A 23,550-nucleotide genomic window follows, 5' to 3' on the forward strand; every position below is an offset into this window, starting at 1 on the left:
CTTATGATCCGTACGGAAGAAATGCTTTTGAATGTAGGGCCTCAGCATCCGAGTACGCATGGTGTGTTCAGGCTTGTTATTAAGATTGACGGGGAAATTATTAAAGAAGCTACACCAGTTATTGGATATTTGCATCGCGGGACCGAAAAGATTGCCGAGAGCTTACAGTATACGCAAATTATCCCTTATACAGATCGAATGGACTATTTATCGGCCATGACGAATAATTACGTCATTTGCCATGCTGTAGAGACGATGATGGGGCTTGAAATCCCGGAGCGGGCCGAATACTTACGAGTACTTGCAATGGAGCTTGGAAGGATTGCGAGCCACCTCGTTTGGTGGGGGACAAATCTTCTTGATATAGGAGCGGTCAGCCCGTTTTTATACGCTTTTCGTGAACGAGAGATGATTATAAATTTATTAAACGAATTATGCGGTGCCCGTCTTACTTTTAACTATATGAGAGTCGGGGGTGTAAAGTGGGATGCGCCGGACGGTTGGATTGAAAAAGTGGAAGAGTTTGTTCCGTATATGCGAGAACAATTGGCAGGTTATCATGATCTCGTTAGCGGTAATGAGATTTTCTTAAATCGCGTAAAAGGCGTTGGTATATATAGCGCGGAAGAAGCGATTTCGTATTCTTTAAGCGGAGCGAATTTGCGGTGTACCGGAGTAAACTGGGATCTTCGCAAGGATGAACCGTACTCCATTTATGATCGTTTTGATTTCGATATTCCTGTTGGGAGTGTGGGAGATGCTTGGGATCGTTACGTTTGCCGCATGCAAGAGATTGAGGAGTCATTAAAAATTGTTGAGCAAGCTGTCCAGCAGTTCCCGAAAGACGGAGCTGTGCTAGCGAAAGTGCCGAAAATCATTAAGGCGCCTAAAGGGGAAGCGTTCGTCCGTATAGAATCGCCGCGAGGAGAGATTGGTTGCTATATTGCTAGTGATGGAAAGAAAGAGCCGTACCGCTTGAAGTTTCGCAGGCCGTCTTTTTACAATTTGCAAATTTTACCGAAGTTATTGAAAGGTGAAAACATCGCCAATTTAATTACGATTTTAGGTGGAGTTGATATTGTACTTGGGGAGGTTGATGGCTAATGATTGAAACGCTCTTACAATCACCTTCAAGCTGGACGAATTTCTTCATTTTTTTCGGATTAGCGGTGCTTCTATTATTTGCAGTCCTTGGCTTCGTTACATATGGTATTTTGGCAGAACGAAAAGTAATGGGTTTTATGCAAGGGCGGATTGGACCAAACCAAGTTGGGGGCCGGTTCGGTTTACTGCAAACGGTAGCTGATGTTTTAAAACTATTATTGAAAGAAGATAGTATTCCGAAAGCGGCAGATAAACCGTTGTTTATATTAGCGCCTGTCATTGCATTCGCACCGGCATTTATGGTGCTTGCAGTCATCCCGTTTACTGATAAATTTCAGTTCGCGGATATTGGCGTAGGCTTACTGTATTACATTGCTGTTTCTGGCATTACGACGATTGGTGTCGTAACCGGAGGATGGGCATCCAATAATAAATATTCCCTTTTAGGAGGGATGCGTGCGGCGGCGCAAATGATTTCTTATGAAATTCCGCTCGTAATGAGTGTAATTGGCGTCGTTTTGTTAGCTGGTAGCCTGAATTTAAATGAAATTGTAGCGGCACAGGAGAATGTTTGGTACATTTTCGTGCAGCCAATCGGTTTCGTCGTTTTCTTAATCGCGGCGGTAGCAGAGTTAAATAGGACGCCGTTTGATTTACCAGAAGCAGAATCGGAACTTGTTTCTGGATATCATACGGAATACTCAGGGTTTCGATGGGCGTTTTTCATGCTTTCAGAGTACGTATATTTCTTCGGAATGTCATCTTTAATTACAGTGCTCTTTTTAGGCGGATGGAATCCAGTTATGTTCCTTGGATTTATCCCGGGATCGGTATGGTTTGCTTTGAAATTTAGCAGTGTAGTCTTTCTATTAATTTGGTTCCGCGTTACGTTTCCGCGTATAAGAGGTGACCAGTTAATGGAGTTTGGCTGGAAAGTATTATTGCCAATTGCACTTGCGAATATTTTCTTAACGGCATTGATTAAGGAGTTATTCTTCTAATCTATGAGGGGGGTGCCAGTAAGAGATGAAAGGACTATTTAAAGGATTAAAATATACATTAAGCAATTTGAGTAAGAAGAAGGTGACTTACGATTATCCGAATCAACCGTTGCCGTTGCCAGACCGCTTTCGAGGTATTCAAAAGTTTTATCCGGAAAAGTGTATTGTTTGTAACCAATGCTCCAACATTTGTCCGACAGACTGTATTCAGTTAACAGGAAAAAAACATCCGGATCCTACGAAAAAAGGAAAAATTATCGACACGTACGATATTAATTTTGAAATTTGTATTCTGTGTGATTTATGTACAGAAGTTTGTCCGACAGAGGCGATTGTTATGACAAATAACTTTGAGCTCGCGGAATATTCACGTGATGATTTATTTAAAAATTTGCAATGGCTTGACGAAAACGACGAAAACGTCAGGAAGGAGAATAAAGCATGAATGGCGAGTTTGTAGCATTCTTTATACTATCCTTGTCTGCAATTATCGGCGGTGTTCTTATGTTGAACTTAACGAAAGTCATGCATATGATGCTAGCTCTCGTTCTGACATTTCTTAGTATCGCAGGTTTGTACTTTCTTTTATCGGCCGAATTTATCGGAGTTGCACAAATTTTACTTTACTCCGGTGCGATTACAATTATTATGATTTTTGGCATTATGTTAACGCAACATAACGCAGAAAATGAATTGCGTCTTACTCTTCGAAAATGGATTATCTTCTTTGCGGTTGTAGCATTTGGGGCAGTTATGTATTTCGCTGTTAACAATATTGATTTTGCAAATGAAAGCACACAAGGAAGTTTACCTCTCCATGAAAAAAACACACTTCAAATCGGTACACTTCTCTATTCGAAATATATTATTCCATTTGAGTTAACCTCAGTTATTTTACTTGTAGCACTTGTTGGCGCGATTATACTTGCGAAGAAGGATGAGAAAGAGGAGGATTCCAATGAGTAGTGTTCCAGCTTCTGCATATTTAACGCTTGCGATTATTTTGTTTTGCATCGGTTTGTTTGGAGCTTTAACGAAGCGAAATACAGTGATTGTATTAGTTTGTATTGAATTAATGCTAAACGCGGCCAATTTAAATTTAGTCGCGTTTAGTAAATTAGGTTTGTTCCCAAATTTAACAGGGCAAATTTTCTCTCTGTTTACGATGGCTGTAGCAGCAGCGGAGGCGGCGGTAGGACTCGCCATTTTAATTGCTTTGTATCGTAATCGTACGACGGTTCATGTAGATGAAATGGATACGCTCAAAGGATAACATTGTGACCGAAAAGGGGGAAGGAAACAATGATCGATTATGCATGGCTCATACCGCTTTTCCCGCTTGTTTCGTTTTTTTTATTACTTATATTCGGGAAGAAAATTAGAGAAGGAAGCAGTGTACTTAGTATTTTCCTCGTCTTTCTCTCCTTTATATTTGCGGTACTTGTATTAGTAGAACGGTTTTCGAAAGTAGGATTGAAGCATAAGTGGGTATGGCTTAGAACGGGAGATATTGATATATCATTTGGCTTTGAAGTGACTGCATTAGGGGCTTTAATGCTGTTTATCGTTACACTTGTGAGTTTACTTGTACATGTGTATTCGAAAGGTTATATGAAAGGTGATGAAAGATTACCAACCTTTTATGCCTATTTAGGGCTCTTCACATTTGCAATGCTCGGGCTCGTTATATCACCGAATTTATTACAGCTTTATATATTTTGGGAGTTAGTTGGCCTTGGTTCATTTTTACTCATCGGTTTTTATTTCTTTAAAGAAGAAGCGAAAGCTGCTGCGAAAAAGGCTTTTATTATGACTCGTATTGGAGATGTCGGTTTATTTATTGGGATGATCTTACTTTTTTGGCACGCGGGTAGTTTTGAATATGACGCAATATTTAGGGCGATTCGTACGGGTGATCTTACCCCTACGATGATTACAATAACAGCGATATTAATTTTTATCGGGGCGATGGGGAAGTCAGGTCAGTTCCCGCTTCATACGTGGTTACCAGATGCAATGGAGGGGCCTACGCCTGTTTCGGCACTTATTCATGCGGCGACGATGGTCGCAGCTGGCGTGTATTTAGTGGCGACGATGTTCCCGCTATTTTCAGCAAGTGCGGTGGCGATGCAGACAGTGGCAATCGTTGGAGCTTTCACGGCAATCTTTGCGGCTTCTATCGGTCTTGTACAAACGGATATAAAGAGAGTGCTTGCTTATTCTACGGTTAGCCAGCTAGGTTATATGATGCTCGCATTAGGATCTGCTGGTTATGTAGCTGGTGTTTTCCATTTAACGACACACGCCTTTTTTAAAGCGCTACTATTTTTGGCGGCAGGAAGTGTCATTCATGCAGTGCATACGCAAGACATTAATAAAATGGGCGGTTTACAGAAGAAGATGAAAGTAACGGGTGCACTATTTTTAATCGGTACACTTGCAATTAGTGGGGTTCCGCTCCTTTCTGGTTTCTTTAGTAAAGATGAAATTTTAGCGGTGACTTGGATGAATGGCAATTACGTTTTATTCATATTAGCAGTAATTGCAGCATTTTTAACAGCATTCTACATGTTCCGGCTCTACTTCCTTGTCTTTACTGGGGAAGCAAAGACAAAGGAAGATGTGCATGAATCGCCCCGCGTTATGACGTATCCGATGATCGTCCTTGGTGTTCTCGCCGTAGTGGCGGGTTATATGAATACACCATGGTTTGGGACATTCCTCGGGGATTGGCTTACGAAAGATGTAGCATTTAAAGTGCGAGAGGCACATGGACCAGTTTGGATTATGCTTGTTGCGACGCTCGTTTCCTTGGCTGGGATTGCTCTTGCATATTTCATATATGGCAAGAAATCTATTTCTAGAGATTGGGCTGGGGGCGATGGAACACCTCTTTATAACCTTTTGAAAGAAAAATATTATGTGGATGAACTATACAATATGACGGTGCTCCCTATTACGAAGGGAATCGCTCATGTGCTTCGCTTATTTGAGGTGTATGTAGTCGAAGGAATTGCCGTTTTAATAGGGAGTCTAGTTAAAGGGATAAGCGGACTCGGTTCTAGACTCCAAAACGGAAATGTACAAGTGTACGGCACTGTAACAGCTGTTTCGCTTGCAGTACTCGTCATTATTTTGCTCTATACGGGAGGGGATTTACGATGAATGATTTGTTATTAACGTTCTTCATTTTTTCCCCGCTTTTAGGAATTCTCTTACTTGTATTAACGCCAAAAAAAGAATCGCGTACTGTGCGAGCGCTTGGTTTATTTGGGACGGCGCTTCCATTTGGAATCGCTATCGTCCTCGCTTGTACATATGCTTCTGGAAAGAGTTTGTCGCTATTCGATGAAAAAGTGGAATGGATTAAATTTGGGGATTTTGCAGCGGTGGATAAAAGATGGTTTTCCATTTATTACGAGCTCGGCATTGATGGTTTATCGCTCGTTATGATGGTGCTGACAGCCCTTCTAGCGATGCTTGCAGCAATTGCGGCATTTACTATTAAAAGAAACTTGAAAGCCTTTTATATGCTGCTACTCATGTTAGAAATAGGGATGTTCGGCGTCTTCGCTGCTCAAAATTTAATGTTGTTCTTTATCTTCTTTGAAATTACGTTGCCGCCAATGTTTTTATTAATTGGAAAGTGGGGGAAATTGTCGAGTGAAAAGGCTGCTTATAGTTATTTAATATATAACGGTATTGGCTCCGCTATTTTACTCATCGTTTTCTCAGTTTTATTTGCAAAAACAGGTACAACAAATATTACAGAGCTTAAAGAAATATTAACGAGTGTAGGTGCTGGGGGAGGAATGGCTGTCTCAAGTAGCTTACAGTTCGGATTGTTTCTTGCCATAATGATTGCTTTTGCGATTAAACTACCCGTTTTCCCGTTACATCGCTGGATGGTCAATGTGCATATTGAAGCGCATCCGGCTGTAGTTATGCTTCACGCGGGCGTTTTACTGAAGATTGGGGCATACGGTATGATTCGTTTCGGAAAGGGGCTATTCCCGGAATACTTTCGCGAGTTTGCAACGCTTATTGCGATTTTAGGAGTCATCAATTTATTGTACGGAGCCTTCTTAGCGCTCATCCAAACGGATTTTCGGAAGGTGCTTGCTTACTCTAGTATTTCGCATATGGGCATCGTATTAATGGGCCTTGCGGCGTTAAATGCACCAGGTATACAAGGGGCACTATTCCAAGTTGTCTCTCACGGTTTAATTGCAGCCTTACTCTTTTTCTTACTGGGCGTTATAGAACAGCGCTTTGGAACGTCGGATATTACAGCGCTTGGCGGACTCGCAAAAAGTGTCCCGGTACTTAGCGGATTCTTCTTAGCAGGAGGAATGGCCTCGCTTGGATTGCCAGGAATGTCTGGATTTGTTAGTGAGTTTCTTGCCTTTCTCGGTTTATTCCAAGGGGAGCCAGTCATTGCTGCAGTCGGTGTACTTGGCATCATTTTAACCGCTGTATACGTATTGAGAGCAACGCTTCAAGTAACTTTTGGTAAGAAAGAGTGGGAGGCGAAAGCTGATATACACGGATGGGAGTATGTCCCTATATTGCTACTTATCTTCTGCATTATTGCAATTGGAGTAATGCCAGAAATACTAGGGGATCCGCTTCAAAATACATTGAAAACATTGGGGGTGAAGTAGGATGGATATGAATACGTTACTTAGCTTATCATGGCATCTCATGGTGCCAGAATTCATTATTCTCGGAGCTGCCATCCTTCTTTCCATATGTGATTTGTTTTTTAAGTTGAATCATAGATATGTAGCGCTTAGTGCAATCGCAGCCGTCATATTAGCAATCGTGTCGTTAATCACGCTATACGGTGAACCGACAGGAGATATTTTAAATGGATCGTTTGTGTTAGATGGTTTTTCAAAAGGGTTTAAAACGTTGTTATTAGGCGGAGCGGCCCTCATCTTATGCACCGCCATGAGCGATGATAAGAAGAATCCAATTGAAGATAAGGGAGAATATTATTACTTATTTTTAATGGCACTTCTTGGGGCTATGTTTATGGCTTCTAGTATCGACTTCATTACACTTTTCGTCGGTTTAGAATTGCTTTCACTTTCTTCATATATTTTAGTAGGAATACGAAAAAGGAACCGTGCGTCAAACGAGGCGGCCATGAAATATGTCATTAACGGAGGAATTGGAACGGCAATTACGCTCTTTGGAATGAGTTATTTATACGGTATTACAGGATCAACTAATATCGTGGATATGCAAAAAGTATTCGCAGGGGAGCTTGCTGGTGGTATTCAGTTATTGTTAGCTCTCGCATTTCTACTATTACTCGTTGGACTCTCGTTTAAAATTGCGACAGTGCCGTTTCATATGTGGGCACCAGATGTGTATGAGGGAGCGGCTACACCTGTTACTGCTTTTCTCGGGACGATTTCTAAAATTGCTGGATTCTTACTCATTATTCGTCTGTTTCTCATGGTTTTTGCAAGTGTATCGGTGCAAGGAGACATGCAATCTTTATACGGACGTATGAGCATATACATTGCAGTACTAGCGAGTATTACGATGATTATTGGAAACGTAATAGCGTTAAAGCAATATAACGTAAAACGCCTATTTGCCTATTCGGGAATCGCACATGCGGGGTATTTACTCGTTCCGCTTGTAGCATTATCACCATTTACGATGGATAGCATGTGGTTTTACATGCTTGCGTATATGCTTATGAATATAGGCGCATTTGCAATTATTCACGGCTTAATCTTACAAAGTAACAAAGAAAACATTACCATTTTTACCGGATTATATAAGCGATCGCCATTTACAGCGATAGTGATGACGATTTTTATATTATCGTTGGCCGGGATACCAGGAACAGCTGGTTTCATCGGGAAAATTAACATCTTTTTAGGTGCACTGCATGTAGAGCCAGCTCATTACGTACTAGCTTCTATTATGATGGGGACGACAGTCATCTCATTCGTATATTATTTCCGTATTCTACAGCAAATGTTTTTCCGGACGGGAGGAGTGGAAGAGAAAATTCGTTTGCCATTGAATATAAAGGTTGTTATGAGCCTTTGTGCAATCTCGATTGTAATACTAGGGATTATGCCGATGATTGGATACAATTTCTTTTATGAATATTTTCCATTAATGAAGGATTTCTTCTTCTTAGGGAACGTGGTACAATAGTGAAAATAAAAGGTGTGGAGTTGTTACTCTGCGCTTTTTATTTTGTGTGAATTATAATTGAAAATGCATGTAGGTATATGTTTTTTGAGAGCAAATTATGATGTGAAATGTAAGATGCTTATTTGTATTTGAAAAAGTGTGGCGCCTACTTATTATGGTATCGTTTTTATAGTATTTCGTAAGTAGTAGCTGGGTAAAAAGGGGTCGATTTTTTGGCACATCTTTTAGGGCAACAAGCACTGATTGCCATTGTTTCGCATTTATTGTTTATTACCATTACGTGGTGGGCCTTACAAGGTGTTCACATTGAGCGTTTAATGAAGTCTGGAAAGGTGATGCAGACGCGAGTGTTACTCATCCTAATTACAATTGCAATTGGGACATCTGTAAGTAACTTTTTCCTTGATTATTTAGGCTATTCAAAGAGTTTAACGTATTTAGTAAAGTAAGTGTATAGAACCTCATATCTCCGTTAACAATGGGGATAGGAGGGGATGAAATTGAAGCTTAAAGCCATTCTTATTGTTGTGATAAGTGTTGTTTTATTTTTGGTTGGATATAGAGAGATGAAACCGATCAGCGATGAACAGAAAATGGAGAGCATGATTGCAACTTTAGAGAAAAATGATGCTAAAGTAGAGAAGTGGTCATGGTTAGCGCGAGAAACAAAAACAATTTCTAATATACATATGTTTCAAAAGTTGTTAAACGATGTGAAGGACAAGGCGAATATTCAAAAGTGGGAATTAGAGCAATCTCCAGATGGATATAAAGCTACATCCTATAAAAAGTTTTCTTCTTATGAAGAACGAGTAGTAGTAACATGGAGTAAGGAAAATACTAAAGAAAACACTTTCATTATTTTTGAAGTAAGCGGGGCGAAATGGGACCCGAAGTACATTCAGAAAACAAATAAAATTTTTAGTGAAAAACCTATAATTTACACTTGTGTTCAAGGTGTACTGAATGATAAGATTGAAGGTGTTTTGCAAAATAAAACCAATCAGTTTTTGAAAGATCTTTCAGCAAGAGCGATCGAACAGATAGAAGAAAGAGCATTTGTATCAGTCTCCGCATACAATAAAAAGTGGGATGACGCTCTTTCAACAAATAGAGAGAAAATAAATGTGCAAATAGCAATACGTTCTACAGACAACAAAGATACAATTGTGGTTGGCACACCGATCATAACTTCTGAGTATTGAGTGAATAGATACTGAAAAAAGGACACGGAGGGGAATAATTTGGAAAAGATCATCGTCCGTGGCGGAAAGCGGTTAAACGGCACAGTGCGTGTTGAGGGCGCAAAAAATGCTGTATTACCTATAATCGCTGCAGCCCTATTAGCGAGTGATGGAAAGAATGTACTATCTGAAGTACCAGTTTTGTCTGATGTATACACAATTAATGAGGTATTACGTCATTTAAATGCTGAAGTCGTATTTGAAAATAACCAAGTAACAATCGATGCTTCTAAAGAACTAAACATTGAAGCACCATTTGAATATGTACGTAAAATGCGTGCATCTGTTCAAGTAATGGGACCATTACTTGCACGTAACGGCCGTGCTCGTATTGCACTTCCTGGTGGATGTGCAATTGGTTCACGTCCAATTGACCAACATTTAAAAGGCTTCGAAGCAATGGGAGCAAAAGTACAGGTTGGTAATGGTTTTGTTGAGGCATACGTTGAGGGAGAACTAAAAGGAGCTAAAATTTATTTAGACTTCCCAAGCGTGGGCGCGACAGAAAACATTATGTCTGCAGCTACATTAGCAAAAGGGACAACAATCCTTGAAAACGCAGCGAAAGAACCAGAAATCGTTGACTTAGCTAACTTCTTAAATGCGATGGGAGCGAAAGTACGCGGAGCTGGAACTGGAACGATTCGTATCGAAGGCGTTGATAAATTATATGGTGGAAACCACTCTATTATTCCTGACCGTATTGAAGCGGGAACATTCATGGTTGCAGCGGCAATTACTGGTGGAGACATCTTAATTGAAAATGCTGTACCTGAACATTTACGCTCAATTACAGCGAAAATGGAAGAAATGGGTGTTAAAGTTATTGAGGAAAATGAAGGTGTACGTGTTATCGGCCCAGATAAGTTAAAAGCGGTTGATATTAAAACTATGCCTCACCCAGGTTTCCCAACAGACATGCAATCACAAATGATGGCATTATTACTACAAGCTGATGGAACAAGTATGATTACAGAAACGGTATTCGAAAACCGCTTTATGCACGTTGAAGAATTCCGTCGTATGAATGCTGATATTAAAATCGAAGGTCGTTCTGTTATTATGAACGGTCCAAATAGCTTACAAGGTGCTGAAGTAGGCGCAACTGACTTACGTGCTGCTGCTGCATTAATCTTAGCTGGTTTAGTATCTGAAGGTTACACTCGTGTAACTGAGTTAAAGCATCTTGACCGTGGTTATGTAGATTTCCATAAGAAATTAGCTGCATTAGGTGCAACTATTGAACGTGTAAACGAAAAAGTAGAAGAAGTGAAAGAACAAGAAGTTTCTGATCTTCACGCTTAATTGAAATAGTCTCTACGTCTTTTGACGTAGGGACTATTTTTTTGGGTTATTACTGTTATAGTCAATAAATTCTATACTTATGCACGTACCAGTAAAAATATTTAGAAAATTTTCGTTTTAGCTGGTTCCCCTTAAGTATGTTCTAAAAGAAAGAGTTGTTCCATAAGAATGAATGGAGTAAAGCTTTTGGATATTGGGGGAAATAAGATGAAATTTTCAAAGCCACTTTTTATCACAGTAGCGCTTCTAATAGCGCTCGTTATCATTGTACCTGCTGCTCTTGTTATTCCGTTTGCGAAAGCAAAAGTAGGGGAAGAAGCAGCTTCTAAAACTCCTCCAGCGATAGAAAGTATACCAGCTCCAGGGAAAGTGGATACAGCGGTTCAAGTTGCTGTATATCGTGATCGGCAAAAGAAGGTAGAAACATTACCTGTGGAGGAGTATGTGACCGGTGTAGTAGCTTCTGAGATGAATGCCAGTTTTGAAATAGAGGCGCTAAAGGCGCAGGCATTAGCAGCGAGAACATTTGTGGTACAGCGTATGCTAAGCGGAGGTAAGAAAAACAATGCGGACGTGACCGATACGGTGAAAGATCAAGTGTACAAAAGTAAAGAAGAATTGAAGAAACAATGGGGCAATAACTACGAAAATAATTTGAAGAAAATCGAAGAAGCCGTTTCGAAAACCGCAGGACAAGTTTTAACGTACGATGGAAAACCAATCTCAGCATCCTTCTTCTCAACGAGTAATGGCCGGACAGAAAATGCAGCTGATTATTGGGGAAATGATTATCCGTATTTAAAGAGCGTAGATAGTCCGTGGGATCAAGCCTCTCCAAAATTTACGAGCGAGCAAACCTTTACAGTAGCTGACTTTCAAAAGCGTCTCGGTGTGAAGGTGTTGGCAGACGGGAAGGTTGGGAATATTAAAGATCTTACGGAAGGAAAGCGAGTAAAAGATGTAGCATTTCAAGGGAAAACATTAACAGGAAAGCAAGTTCGTGAAAAGTTAGATTTACGCTCTTCTGACTTCACATGGAAACAAGAAGGGGATAAAATCGTCGTTACAACGAAGGGATTCGGTCACGGCGTTGGCATGAGCCAATACGGAGCAAATGGCATGGCAGCGGAAGGAAAAAAATATACAGATATCGTTGCTCATTATTATAAGGGTGTCGAAATAAAGTCGATGAATGATTATGAAGGAAAGTTAATGGTGAAGAAGTAGGGGGAAAAGAAACCGTTCCAAGAGGTATATTGGGACGGTTTTCTTTTGTTAGTAGATAGGTTCCTTATCGAATCGTTGATATATTAAAAAAATCGTCAATGTTCAGTGGTGACAGAACTCTGTTTAAAGGGCCCATGGATCGTTGGAAGCTATTATAAGGATGAACGTACAGAAAAGAATCAATGAAAGACGGTTGGCTCTATACAGGAGACATTGTCATGGTTGATTCGGAAGGATGTATTAAGATTGCTGATTGTACGAAAGACTGAATTAAAAGTGGAGGCGAATGGATTTCTTCCGTAGATTTAGAAAATGCCTTAATGTCGCACGATAAAGTGTTAGAAGCATCTGTTGTGGCGGTGCCGCATGAAAAATGGCAAGAACGTCCCGTTGCTTGCGTTGTATTAAAAGAGGGACAAGCAGTAGAAAGGGAAGAGCTGTACGCTTTACTAGAAGCAGAATTTCCGAAATGGTGGATGCCAGGTGATATTTTATTTATAAACGAAATTTCGAAAACATCTGTAGGGAAATTCTTAAAGAAAGCGCTGCGTGATCAGCTCAAGACGTATATAGAGCAAAACTAGAGAAGAAGGCTATCCTTTCATTTGGATAGCCTTCTTTTTATGATACTTCATAAAATATCTAAATCTTCCATTAATTGTTTGGTATAATAGGATAAAAAGTATTTGGGGGAGACGGAATGGCACTACTGGAGTTGAAACAATTAGGAAAAACGAATCAGTTGCCGGCAGTTGAACTGAAGGTTGAGAAGGGACAATGTGTTGTTTTGCAATGTAATAACCATACAGCTAAAGTGTTGCACCGCATCATTATTGGTGAGGAAGAAGCTTCAACTGGTAATGTGCTATTTGAAGGTGAAGCGATTGGAAAGAAACATTATTCCCGCATCGGCTTTTGTTTCTTGAAAGATGAGGCATATGATCGTTTGAAGGTAAAGGAATACTTCAAGTTCTTAATAGGACTGTATGAATCAAATATGAGCACAGAAGAAGTAGTGCAATATGTCGGTCTCTTAGATAAGCTAAACGTTAAAATAGAAAAACTATCATTTTCAGAGAAACGTCGCCTTCATATCGGGCGTGTTATGATTCATAATCCAGACTTAGTTATTTTGGAAGAGCCAGAGCAAAATGTAGATACAGAGAGTACGATTATTATTCGAAAAGCGATTATGAAAATGAAAGACCAAGGAAAGGCGATTTTTATTACATCATCTTTCCTATCGGACGCCCTTTCGTTAACAGAAGATGTATACATATTAAACAATGATGGCGTGAAAAAAGTAGAAATCGAACAAGAAGAAGTGGAAGAGGTGGATGAAGAAAAGGTTGTTCAAATGATTCCGCAAATGAAGTTAGAAAGAATACCAGCGAAAGTGAATGATAAAATCATTTTACTTGATCCGATGGAAATTCATTTCATCGAAACGCAAAACGGAGTGACACATATTCATGTGCGTGAAGGTGATTTCGTATGTGCATTAACATTAAGTGAACTAGAAGCGAGATTAACAGGATTCGGGTTCTTTAGATGTCATCGCTCGTACCTTGTGAATTTACAAAGAGTGCGAGAAGTGATTACGTGGACTCGTAACAGTTTTAGTTTAATTTTGGATGACGAAAGAAAAAGTTCAATTCCGTTATCGAAAGGACGAATGGATGAATTAAAAGGTGTGATTGGGCTATAAAAATTGCTCCAATAAGCTTAAAATACGATTCATTCACCGGTAAAAATACTCCTTTTACCGGTATTTTACTGCGTAACTCCTTTGTTTTTCATATGATTGAGTCAAGAAAAGCGAAACAAACAAACGAAAAGCGCTAAAGCGACTTTCATCTATAAAAAGAAAAACAAAGGGGATGACGAGATGACATTGGCAATTGAAATGAAAGATGTAATGAAAAGTTTCAACGAAAAAACGGCACTTCGAAATGTAAATATTGAGGTGAAGCAAGGAGAAATTTTTGGATTCCTTGGACCGAGTGGATCTGGAAAAACAACAACAGTAAAGATTTTAACTTCTCAATTGCTGCATAGCGTTGGAACAGTGAGGGTACTAGGTAAAGATATTACAGGACCAAGCAGCATCGATTATAAACGAATTGGTATTTTAACAGACAACAGCGGTTTATATGAAAGACTTAGCATTTATGATAACTTACTATTATTTTGCGATTTATACGATTGTAAAAAAGAACGAATCGATGAAGTGCTAGCGCAAGTGAATCTATTAGATGATAAAAAAACATTAGTAAAGAAACTATCAAAAGGGATGAAGCAACGCGTTACACTAGCAAGGGCAGTCCTCCATAAACCAGATATCCTCTTCTTAGACGAACCAACATCTGCACTCGATCCAGTTAACGTACAAAACATTCATAAAGTCTTAAAAGATTTAAATAAAGAAGGAACGACGATTTTCTTAACGACTCACAATATGGAAGAAGCAGAGGCACTTTGTAACCGCATCGCCTTTCTATGTAGCGGAGAAATTGTAGCGCTTGATACACCAGAAAACCTTCGCTTACAATACGCGAAAGATCAAATACAAGTCGTATTAACAGATAAGAAGAAAGAAATAGTGCAAAAAGATGAATTAGGTGCAAAACGTATTTCAGAATGGATGAAAAAGGGCGAATTACTATCGATTCATTCACACGAACCAACGCTAGGCGATATCTTTATTGAAGTTACTGGGAGGGGATTATAATGACATTTTCAATGAGACGATTTTCAGCTATTTTCCGGAAAGAGGTTCAAGATATTAAAGCAAATGCATCAGTGCTTGTAATGGCGGCAATGCCAATTGTATTTTCTTTTGTTTATCAGCAGATGAGTGGACCGAAAGAGCAAATAGCTAATATGGTAACTTTAATGGCCTTAACGATGATAGGAAGCTTTGTTCAAGCAGCTTTAATTGCGGAAGAAAAAGAAAAACACACGCTACGTGTAATGATGTTATCGCCAGCATCATCGTTAGAAGTGTTACTAGGGAAAAGTGCATTAACAGGTCTTATTACATTCGTAATTTGTATTAGTAACTTTGCTATTTTAGGGGTAATGAAGGGGAATATGGTTTTAATCGTTCTATTTTTACTTGCTAGTATATTTTTCTTCCTTATGTTAGGTACGGCGATTGGGTTAATAGCTAAAACAACGGCGTCAACATCAGTAGTAGGTATGCCGATTCTATTTATTTTTCTTCTAGCTCCAATGTTAGGTGGATTTATTAAAAGTGAGTTTGTAAAAAAGGCAATCGATTTTCTTCCAACGAAACATCTTGCAGATGCAATGCCGAAGCTATTGGCTGGAAAAGGTTTTTCAACTGTTAGTGGCGATTTAATAAATATTATAATTTGGTGCGTGCTTTCAATTATTCTTTGCATTGTAGTTTACAAAAAGAAACAAATGGACTAAAAACTGAGCCGAAACGCTCAGTTTTTTCTATTTTCTATCATTTCCTCGGAAATTTTACAATTCCTATACATATTTTTACAGATTTTGTCGAAAAGTAATTAGTTATACGTTGTATAGGATACGTGAATATTGTTCAAAATGATTGCTGAGGTGATGATGGAATGCGAGGAAGAAATAATAAAAAGTCGCAAAAGGTAGTACATTTATTTCAAAAAAGATGGGTGTTTCCGGCACTATACATTGCTTGTGCAGCGGTAATTTTAATGGTTGCGCTATGGTTCCAAGGAGCTAATCCGAAGAAGACTCCGAACCATGATCAAGCAACACCGTATACACAAACGGAAGATCCAGCAGTACCAGTAACGAAATCTTCAGAAGTAGTGAAAATGCCAGCAGCCGCGAATGCGGAAGTAGTCGTACAGAAGAAATTCTATGAAGATGCAGCAACTGAGGCGGAACAAGAAAAAGCACTTGTCTTTTATAACAACACATATTCCCCAAATAAAGGAATTGACATTGCTGCGAAGAATGGAAAAGAATTCAATGTAGCTGCTGCTTTAAGCGGTACAGTAACGAAAGCTGAAAAAGATTCACTTCTTGGTTATGTTGTAACAGTTGATAGTGGAAATGGTGTAGCAGCTTCTTATCAAAGCTTAGGCAGTGTGAAAGTAGAAAAAGGTGCACGAGTTGTACAAGGTGAAGTATTAGGAAAATCCGGTCTAAGTGCAATGAATAAAGAAGCAGGTTCTCACGTTCACTTTGAAGTACGTAAAGACAACGTGGCTGTGAACCCTGAGCGCTACTTAAATAAGTCAGTAGCAGAAATTAAAGCTGATGCAGGTGCTGCAAAAGCAACGAATGCTTCTGGTAAAAAAGCTGATGACAAATCTCAAAAAGAAGAGAAGTCAACGAGCACGAAACCAGAAAATAAAACAGAAGACAAGTCTCAAAAAGAAGAGAAATCAACAAGCGGTTCGACTAGTGACAAAAAAGAAGAGCCGAAGAAAGAAGAAAAATCAACAAATGGTTCTACAGAATCATCTAACAGTTCTTCTTCACAAGAATAAGAAAGTGAAAAAATCAGTTCTCACTAGGAGAGCTGATTTTTTTACTTTTACCCCGCATTAACGGGGCAGTAAGACCCCTATTTCAAAATTCAGTGAAAGCTAAGAAGTTAGGTTAGGGGCAACTGCCCGTAAAAGCCCGATTGGTGAAGGCTAATAATCAGTGGGGGTGTCCCCCACTGATTAAAGTTTCATTTTATATAAAAATACTCAATTTCGAGAAAAAAGTTGCAATAACAAGGAAAAATGACGAGATTCTCGAATATATATTACAAAAGGGAGGGGATACTGTGTCATTTTTGTTTGTTCTGTCGACTGCTATTATTTTATTGTTTGTTTTATTCACTTTATATTATTATATCGCCGGTAAGAAAGAGGTTCCCCACCATCAATTGTTAGAAGAAGAGTTGGAAAGAGAAGAATGACGCCTTTTATGAAGGCGTTATTTTTTTATTATACTAGACGTATTTGTTGTTATCCTTATATAAAAATATTATTAAAAGTAACAACATTAGTTTTTTATAATACAAGTATCGAATATCTTTTGTTATAATTTGGTGTAATGTATTTAAGGAGGAGTAAGAATGTTAAAAAAAGCGATCGTCCCATTATTTTCTACAGTATTATTGATTTCTGGATGTGGAAATGAACCGTCTAAAGTGGATACGAAGGACAAAGTGGAGCAAAATAAAAAAGATGAAAAGAATAAAGAAGCTAAGCCTTTAGTAATTAATGAAGTGAAGATTAATAAAATAAATGAGAAGACATTAAAGGTTGATACAAAAATAGAGGGGGAGGGAGTAGAGTACGCTTATAATATTCATAAGAATAAAGAGGTTATCAAAAAGATAGGTTATCAATCAAATCCTTCTTTAACATATGATATAGAGGGATCTGGTACATATAGAGTTAAAGTATATGTAAGAGATAAGAATGGAAAAATGAATTCAAGATTTACAGAAGAAATAAAGATGGGTAAATAATGCTCATTTATTTTTTGAATGAAGCTGAACTAATATAACATATTAAACTTATATAGGGTTAAGAATATATTAGAAAAGGATTGATTTTTTTAGTGAAAATCAATCCTTTTTTTATGTTTAGCTAAAAGTAATAAAGAATGAATAAGTGTTTGTCGATTTATATGGTTATTCTAAATAGTATTGAACGTCAATAACAAAGGTTAGTCTAAGAAAAAGCTATGTAAACGGTCTATACAGGGGTTAGATATATTTTCGTCCTTAAAAATACTCAACTTGTAGCATATATCAGTAGTGCGGGCAATACAATGGTATAAACCAAAGCAAAGAGAGTGTTTGAGGTGAGAAATCGTGAATCATTTCATTATAAATCCAAGAATGTTTAACGCTTACAAACAGCACTCACATTTACTTCTTAGTCGTATGCAGCGAGGCTCATTTCACACTTCTCACATCCAATTTAGGGAGGCGAGTGGTGTGCACGATTACATCAAAGAGAGAACTATCAAGATTGGTAAGTATATCGTGGAGACAAGAAAGACAGTGCGTGTCATTGCAAAGGAATTTGGGGTATCAAAGAGTACAGTCCATAAAGATTTAACGGAACGTCTACCAGAAATTAATCCAGAGCTCGCAAATGAAGTGAAAGAAATTCTTGATTATCATAAGTCTATTCGTCATTTAAGAGGCGGAGAAGCAACAAAGCAAAAGTATAGAAAAGAAGATGTAGAAAAGCCGGTCCGTCAATAAATATGCGATCGCAAACATTCCGTTTCAATTCGGTAATATTTTTCAGAAGAATTCTTTTTGCGAATATTACGTTTCTGTTAAATTTATGATAAAATCAGAAATTAGGTGTAAAAGAATTCGGGTGTAACCTGATTTTGAATATCGAGGAGGAAATGACGGGAATGTTTGCGCGAGATATCGGAATTGACCTAGGTACGGCTAATGTATTAATTCATGTTAAAGGCAAAGGTATTGTATTAAATGAGCCATCTGTTGTGGCAATTGATCGTAACACAGGTAAAGTATTAGCAGTAGGTGAAGAAGCAAGAAGTATGGTGGGACGTACACCTGGTAATATTGTAGCAATTCGTCCGCTTAAAGATGGTGTAATCGCAGATTTCGAAATTACAGAAGCAATGTTAAAGTATTTCATTAACAAATTGGACGTGAAGAGCTTCTTTTCAAAACCTCGCATTTTAATTTGTTGTCCAACAAATATCACATCTGTAGAACAAAAAGCAATTCGTGAGGCTGCTGAACGTTCAGGTGGTAAAACAGTATTTTTAGAAGAAGAACCAAAAGTAGCCGCAGTTGGTGCTGGTATGGAAATCTTCCAACCAAGCGGTAACATGGTTGTTGATATTGGTGGAGGTACAACGGATATCGCTGTACTATCTATGGGTGATATTGTTACCTCTTCCTCTATCAAAATGGCTGGCGATAAGTTTGATATGGAGATCTTAAACTACGTTAAACGTAAGTATAAGCTATTAATTGGAGAACGTACTTCAGAAAATATTAAAATTAAAGTTGGTACAGTATTCCCAGGTGCACGTAGCGAAGAGCTTGAAATTCGCGGACGTGACATGGTAACGGGCTTACCACGTACAATTACAGTATGCTCTGAAGAAATTACAGAAGCACTAAAAGAAGACGCGGCTATCATTGTACAAGCTGCAAAAGGCGTACTAGAGCGCACGCCACCAGAATTATCTGCGGACATTATCGACCGCGGTGTTATTCTAACAGGCGGAGGAGCTTTATTACACGGTATCGACATGCTTCTAGCAGAAGAATTAAAGGTACCAGTATTAATTGCTGAAAACCCAATGCAATGTGTTGCGGTTGGTACAGGCATTATGTTAGAGAATATCGATAAATTACCACGTCGTGCGCTAAGATAGATTAAAGAAGACCTTTGCAGAACTTATTAAAAATTAAGTTCTGCAGGGGTCTTTTATTTGGAATAAAAGAGAACTTAAAGAAAGTTCTGGATTTATAAAAGTGTTTAATTCAAAGATAATTCATAGTATCCTATATTAAGGGAATAAATCTTACTTTTTAACACTGTTTTTTGAAAAAGTAGAGATTTATAATACATAAAATTAAAGAAACTGGCATCATAAGGTGACTGGAGATTATTTTGAAATGAAAAAGATTTTAATGATAACACAAAATTTTTACCCGGAAATTGGCAGTGCTGCGAATAGAATGAAGAATATATATTTAGAATTGAAAGAGCGAGGGTATGATGTAACTGTTTTAACATCAGAACCTAGTTATCCTAATCGTAATTTATATAAAGATTTAAGCTATTGGGACGATAAGAAAGTGGAAGAGGATATAATACGTATTCAGCCAAAAACAAGAAAGTATACTAGAAACCTTTTTCGAAGGTTAATTTTATATATAGAAATTGCTTTTAGGTTAATATTAAGTATTTGTAGAGATAAAGAGAAATACGACTATATTTTTGTGTCTACACCATCAATTTTCATTCCGATAGTTGGAATTTTTGCCAAAAAACGAAAAAAAGCAAAATTGATTTTAGATGTTCGAGATTTATGGCCAGATTCTTTCGTTGGAATTGGCTTTTTTGATAGTAAAATAATATTAAAGTTTGCTTACAAGTTAGAGCGCATTATTTATCATGCTGCAGACCATATTATTATCAATAGTAAAGGTTTTTTTGCTTATATTAAGGAAAAGGGTATTGCACCTCAGAAAATTTCGTTTATGCCAAATTCATTGACAGAAGAAGAACTATCCATGCCAATGAAGAAAAAAAATAGTGATGTTATTACTGTTATTTATACAGGGAATATAGGATTAGCCCAAAATATTAAGAAGTTAGTTGAAGTAGCAGAGTACTTAAAAGAGTTTAAGAATATTAAATTTAAAATTATTGGATATGGCTATAAAAAAAATGATATAAGTGAAGCTATTGAAAAGAATACCCTCCCAAACATTCAATTAATTACACCTAAAAATAGAAGGGATACATTAACCGAAGTTATGTCGGCAGATATAGCTTATGTTAGTTTGGTTGAAGAAGCTGCCTTTAACAAGGTGTTGCCAGGGAAAATTATTGATTATATGAGTATGAGTAAGCCCTTGATTGCGAGTGTTGATGGTTATGCTAAAGAAGTAATTGAAGAAGCTGGATGTGGAATGGTCGCTAAAGATCGTACAGTTGCTGAACTAGGAGAATTAATAAAAGTATTAGTGCAAGACAAAAAGTTACGGGAGAATTTAGGAAGTAATGGTTATCAGTATGCGTTTAGGATGTTACGTTGGAAAAAAAATATTGAAACACTGATTCAAGTTTTGGAGGAAGAAGATGGCGCAACAAAGAGTGTGCATGTTTGTTTGGAATCATTTCACAAATGATGCACGTGTATTGAGAGAATGTACAGCATTGGTGGAAAATGGATATGGAGTAGATTTAATCTGTATTCATGATTGGAAGCAGGAAAAGCTTTTAATGCAGGAACAACATCAAGGTGGTTTTACGGTAACTCGTGTGAAAAATAGAGTAATATTATTGCAAAAAGTTTTTGGGTTAGCAAGACGTGTTAAAAGAATAGCATTTAAAAATATTATTACAACATCTATATTCAGTCTCTTTATGTTGCTGGGGATTTGGAAATTCCCTTTAATAACAATGGGCTTAATACTATTAATGTTAGTACTTTCACAAAGAAAGGTAGCTACTTTGTTTGTGAGAGGAGCAATTTTCCTTAGAATGATTCAAGCTGGCTTGAGGCATAAATATGACATATATCATTCGAATGATTTAAATACCTTACCGCAAGGATGGATATGTGCAAAATTATTAAGAAGAAAAAAGCTGATTTATGATTCTCATGAAGTACAGACGAGTAGAACAGGTTATAACAGTAGTATTTATGGGCTTATGGAGAAGTTTTTCGTAAGGTTTTGTGATGTTATGATTGTAGAAAATCATACAAGAGCAAAGTACAATGAGGATTTGTATGGGTTTTATCCGAAAGTGATTCATAATTATCCATTTCTTTCTCATCCCGAACATAGTAAAACAATAGATTTACATGAGACTTTAAATATTTCACGCGATGAACCAATATTAATTTATCAAGGAGGAATTCAAATTGGACGTGGTCTTGATAAATTGATACAGGCGGTTCCTTTGTTTAAAAAAGGAGTTGTAGTATTTATTGGGGATGGTCGAATTAAATCTGAATTACAACAAATGGTACAAGAGATGAATTTAGAAAAAAGGGTGAAATTCTTACCAAAAGTACCAGTGCAAGAATTAATATATTACACTAAAAATGCATATTTAGGGTTTCAATTGTTAAATAATATTTGTTTTAATCACTATTCAGCGTCTTCTAATAAGTTGTTTGAATATATGATGAGTGGTGTGCCAGTAATTGCATGTAGTTTCCCTGAAATTCAAGGTATAGTTGAAAAAGAAAATACAGGAGTATGTGTTGATTCTCATGATCCCACTTCAATTGCAAATGGTGTAAATTATTTATTAGATTATCCAGAAAAACGCGAAGAAATGGGAGCAAATGCTTTTAATGCGAGATATATATATAATTGGGAATTGGAAAAAAAGCTTTTAATTCAAATTTATAAAGAAATACTTGATAAAAGTGTTAAGTAAATGAAAAAAGTTTATAAGAGCAAGTCACAGGGAGGAATTAAATAAAAATATGGAACAGGTAATTTCTGGTAAAAATAAGGAAGCGGCTATTTATAAAACAGCTAATACTACGGAATGGGTCTGCCGAAATATTACAGGGAAGAAAATACTAGATGTAAATTGTCAAAAAGGAGACATTTCAATTTCGCTTGGGAGAGAAGGAAAAGAAGTTTTTGGGATGGATGCTTCAAGTGGTTTGATTAATTATGCCAAAAAAAGACTTCATAAGGAATCTAATGATATAAAGAAACACGTGAATTTTAAGGTTGCTAAATTTTTAGGTTATCGTTTTAACAAACGTAAGTATGATAGTATCATTTTAGAAAATATAAAGAATTTAGATGTAGTTATTAAAAAAGCTATGCAATTATTAAATAATCACGGGACAATAATCCTTATAATCTCAAATGAAATGCATGAGTCAATAGATGATGAAAGCTATTCTTTAACTAATTTGTTTCAATTATTGGAAGAAGGTTTAGTAATTAATGATATTGAATTTTTTGGAGAATTAATGGGAGTAATTTTAAGCAAAAGTAGTGAAATATCTTGTGAAGCTTTATCTAATAAAGACGTAGTTAGAAAATTCGCGGATAATTATGTTGAGATTTTAATAGAAAAAAAAAGACAGGTTGATAAACTAACAAAGAAAGTATCCAATCTAGAGTTAGCAAATCAGGAACTTATAGATGCTAAATCTTCAAACGAACGTCTGCAAGAAGAGAATAAGCTATTACACAAGCGAGCGCAGGAACAAAAAGATTTCTATCAAACATTCAGTAATGACTTAGTGGAAAAGATTAATATAATTAATAAATTAAATAATATGATGGAAACTCAAGATACAGAAATTAAAAATTATAAAGAAACTCTCTTTAAGGCAGAAGATAGCATAAAGGAATTGCAAAAAAAATTAGAACATAAAGCTATGGTATTGGCAATTTCAAATAAAACAATTGCAGAAAAAGGAAATGAGATTAATGCATTACAACAGGCAATGAAGGGACAATCTTTAGAGTATGAAGCTTTAAATGAAAAAGTTATTTTTGCGTATAAGGAACTCACAAAAATGAGAAATATAATTTTAGAGCAAAAAGAAGCTACAATTGATTCACGTGAAAAAACTATAGGAATGCAAGATGAATTATTAGAATCCTATAAAAAGGAAGAAAAGTTACTGAAAAGCTATCAAAAATTATTAAATGAGCATGAAAAAATTTCAAAGAAATATCAGGCTTTAAGTCATTCAAAGTTGGGGAAAGCTACATTATCTTATTGGAAATGGCGTAAAAAGTGATT

General features: G+C 37.2%; 23 protein-coding genes and 1 pseudogene. All 24 read left to right on the forward strand.

Features of this window, described 5'->3' with window-relative positions; genetic code table 11:
- The first annotated feature begins 3 nt into the window (after positions 1 to 3).
- The 24 genes and pseudogenes from nuoD to QEP67_RS01060 all read left to right on the forward strand — a co-directional run bounded on the left by nuoD (position 4) and on the right by QEP67_RS01060 (position 23,548).
- The gene (gene nuoD, locus QEP67_RS00945) at positions 4 to 1,104 is read left to right on the forward strand and encodes an NADH-quinone oxidoreductase subunit NuoD (protein ID WP_000621434.1); all 1,101 of its coding nucleotides are present in this window, start codon (positions 4 to 6) and stop codon (positions 1,102 to 1,104) included.
- Entirely contained in the window at positions 1,104 to 2,105 is a 1,002-nt protein-coding gene (gene nuoH / locus QEP67_RS00950) for an NADH-quinone oxidoreductase subunit NuoH (protein WP_048566712.1), read from the forward strand. The genes nuoD and nuoH overlap by 1 nt, the downstream gene beginning before the upstream one ends.
- A 25-nt stretch (positions 2,106 to 2,130) precedes the next feature.
- Positions 2,131 to 2,550: an NADH-quinone oxidoreductase subunit NuoI gene (nuoI, locus tag QEP67_RS00955; RefSeq protein WP_000677191.1), complete on the forward strand. Its 420-nt coding sequence runs from the start codon at positions 2,131 to 2,133 to the stop codon at positions 2,548 to 2,550.
- Positions 2,547 to 3,071 carry an NADH-quinone oxidoreductase subunit J gene (locus QEP67_RS00960; protein WP_073517184.1) on the forward strand — a complete coding sequence of 175 codons (525 nt, stop codon included), beginning with the start codon at positions 2,547 to 2,549 and terminating at the stop codon, positions 3,069 to 3,071. The genes nuoI and QEP67_RS00960 overlap by 4 nt, the downstream gene beginning before the upstream one ends.
- The gene (nuoK, locus tag QEP67_RS00965; protein ID WP_000100078.1) at positions 3,064 to 3,378 is read left to right on the forward strand and encodes an NADH-quinone oxidoreductase subunit NuoK; all 315 of its coding nucleotides are present in this window, start codon (positions 3,064 to 3,066) and stop codon (positions 3,376 to 3,378) included. Before QEP67_RS00960 ends, nuoK begins: the two co-directional genes overlap by 8 nt.
- A gap of 29 nt (positions 3,379 to 3,407) precedes the next feature.
- Entirely contained in the window at positions 3,408 to 5,270 is a 1,863-nt protein-coding gene (gene nuoL / locus QEP67_RS00970; RefSeq protein WP_074651571.1) for an NADH-quinone oxidoreductase subunit L, read from the forward strand.
- On the forward strand, positions 5,267 to 6,769 hold the full coding sequence (locus tag QEP67_RS00975) for an NADH-quinone oxidoreductase subunit M (protein ID WP_000998945.1): 1,503 nt from the start codon (positions 5,267 to 5,269) through the stop codon (positions 6,767 to 6,769). The genes nuoL and QEP67_RS00975 overlap by 4 nt, the downstream gene beginning before the upstream one ends.
- A gap of 7 nt (positions 6,770 to 6,776) precedes the next feature.
- Positions 6,777 to 8,291 carry an NADH-quinone oxidoreductase subunit NuoN gene (nuoN, locus tag QEP67_RS00980; RefSeq protein ID WP_342355822.1) on the forward strand — a complete coding sequence of 505 codons (1,515 nt, stop codon included), beginning with the start codon at positions 6,777 to 6,779 and terminating at the stop codon, positions 8,289 to 8,291.
- A gap of 212 nt (positions 8,292 to 8,503) precedes the next feature.
- Positions 8,504 to 8,740: a DUF1146 family protein gene (locus tag QEP67_RS00985; RefSeq protein WP_000940744.1), complete on the forward strand. Its 237-nt coding sequence runs from the start codon at positions 8,504 to 8,506 to the stop codon at positions 8,738 to 8,740.
- 45 nt (positions 8,741 to 8,785) lie between these two features.
- Positions 8,786 to 9,496 (forward strand): YwmB family TATA-box binding protein, encoded by a 711-nt coding sequence (locus QEP67_RS00990; protein ID WP_033658933.1) that lies wholly within the window; start codon positions 8,786 to 8,788, stop codon positions 9,494 to 9,496.
- A gap of 39 nt (positions 9,497 to 9,535) precedes the next feature.
- Positions 9,536 to 10,840: a UDP-N-acetylglucosamine 1-carboxyvinyltransferase gene (murA, locus tag QEP67_RS00995; RefSeq protein ID WP_000411269.1), complete on the forward strand. Its 1,305-nt coding sequence runs from the start codon at positions 9,536 to 9,538 to the stop codon at positions 10,838 to 10,840.
- 207 nt (positions 10,841 to 11,047) lie between these two features.
- The gene (spoIID, locus tag QEP67_RS01000) at positions 11,048 to 12,067 is read left to right on the forward strand and encodes a stage II sporulation protein D (protein WP_353706497.1); all 1,020 of its coding nucleotides are present in this window, start codon (positions 11,048 to 11,050) and stop codon (positions 12,065 to 12,067) included.
- 108 nt (positions 12,068 to 12,175) lie between these two features.
- Positions 12,176 to 12,651, forward strand: a pseudogene (locus QEP67_RS01005) (fatty-acid--CoA ligase); the annotation flags it as partial.
- A 116-nt stretch (positions 12,652 to 12,767) separates the two neighbouring features.
- The gene (locus tag QEP67_RS01010; RefSeq protein ID WP_064449565.1) at positions 12,768 to 13,775 is read left to right on the forward strand and encodes a LytTR family transcriptional regulator DNA-binding domain-containing protein; all 1,008 of its coding nucleotides are present in this window, start codon (positions 12,768 to 12,770) and stop codon (positions 13,773 to 13,775) included.
- Between the two features lie 180 nt (positions 13,776 to 13,955).
- Entirely contained in the window at positions 13,956 to 14,798 is an 843-nt protein-coding gene (locus QEP67_RS01015; protein WP_088091860.1) for an ABC transporter ATP-binding protein, read from the forward strand.
- A complete protein-coding gene (locus QEP67_RS01020) occupies positions 14,798 to 15,505 on the forward strand; it encodes an ABC transporter permease (protein ID WP_048566706.1) in 708 nt (235 codons plus the stop codon). Before QEP67_RS01015 ends, QEP67_RS01020 begins: the two co-directional genes overlap by 1 nt.
- A gap of 161 nt (positions 15,506 to 15,666) precedes the next feature.
- Positions 15,667 to 16,572, forward strand: a complete 906-nt coding sequence (locus tag QEP67_RS01025; protein ID WP_282895334.1) for a M23 family metallopeptidase — start codon at positions 15,667 to 15,669, stop codon at positions 16,570 to 16,572.
- A gap of 287 nt (positions 16,573 to 16,859) precedes the next feature.
- On the forward strand, positions 16,860 to 16,994 hold the full coding sequence (locus QEP67_RS01030; RefSeq protein WP_000008903.1) for a hypothetical protein: 135 nt from the start codon (positions 16,860 to 16,862) through the stop codon (positions 16,992 to 16,994).
- A 159-nt stretch (positions 16,995 to 17,153) separates the two neighbouring features.
- On the forward strand, positions 17,154 to 17,552 hold the full coding sequence (locus QEP67_RS01035; protein WP_098058430.1) for a triple tyrosine motif-containing protein: 399 nt from the start codon (positions 17,154 to 17,156) through the stop codon (positions 17,550 to 17,552).
- 474 nt (positions 17,553 to 18,026) lie between these two features.
- Positions 18,027 to 18,299 carry a sporulation transcriptional regulator SpoIIID gene (spoIIID, locus tag QEP67_RS01040; protein ID WP_000544012.1) on the forward strand — a complete coding sequence of 91 codons (273 nt, stop codon included), beginning with the start codon at positions 18,027 to 18,029 and terminating at the stop codon, positions 18,297 to 18,299.
- Positions 18,300 to 18,460: 161 nt separating this feature from the next.
- Complete coding sequence (locus tag QEP67_RS01045) at positions 18,461 to 19,462, forward strand: rod shape-determining protein (protein WP_048542658.1); 1,002 nt, start codon at positions 18,461 to 18,463, stop codon at positions 19,460 to 19,462.
- Between the two features lie 244 nt (positions 19,463 to 19,706).
- Positions 19,707 to 20,948: a glycosyltransferase family 4 protein gene (locus QEP67_RS01050; RefSeq protein ID WP_098058428.1), complete on the forward strand. Its 1,242-nt coding sequence runs from the start codon at positions 19,707 to 19,709 to the stop codon at positions 20,946 to 20,948.
- Positions 20,899 to 22,212: a glycosyltransferase gene (locus tag QEP67_RS01055; RefSeq protein ID WP_353706498.1), complete on the forward strand. Its 1,314-nt coding sequence runs from the start codon at positions 20,899 to 20,901 to the stop codon at positions 22,210 to 22,212. The genes QEP67_RS01050 and QEP67_RS01055 overlap by 50 nt, the downstream gene beginning before the upstream one ends.
- A 49-nt stretch (positions 22,213 to 22,261) precedes the next feature.
- Positions 22,262 to 23,548: a methyltransferase domain-containing protein gene (locus tag QEP67_RS01060; RefSeq protein ID WP_064469956.1), complete on the forward strand. Its 1,287-nt coding sequence runs from the start codon at positions 22,262 to 22,264 to the stop codon at positions 23,546 to 23,548.
- The last annotated feature ends 2 nt before the right edge of the window (positions 23,549 to 23,550 follow it).

Origin of the sequence: Bacillus cereus group sp. MS39 (genome assembly GCF_040448665.1) — a bacterium.
GTDB lineage: Bacteria > Bacillota > Bacilli > Bacillales > Bacillaceae_G > Bacillus_A > Bacillus_A wiedmannii.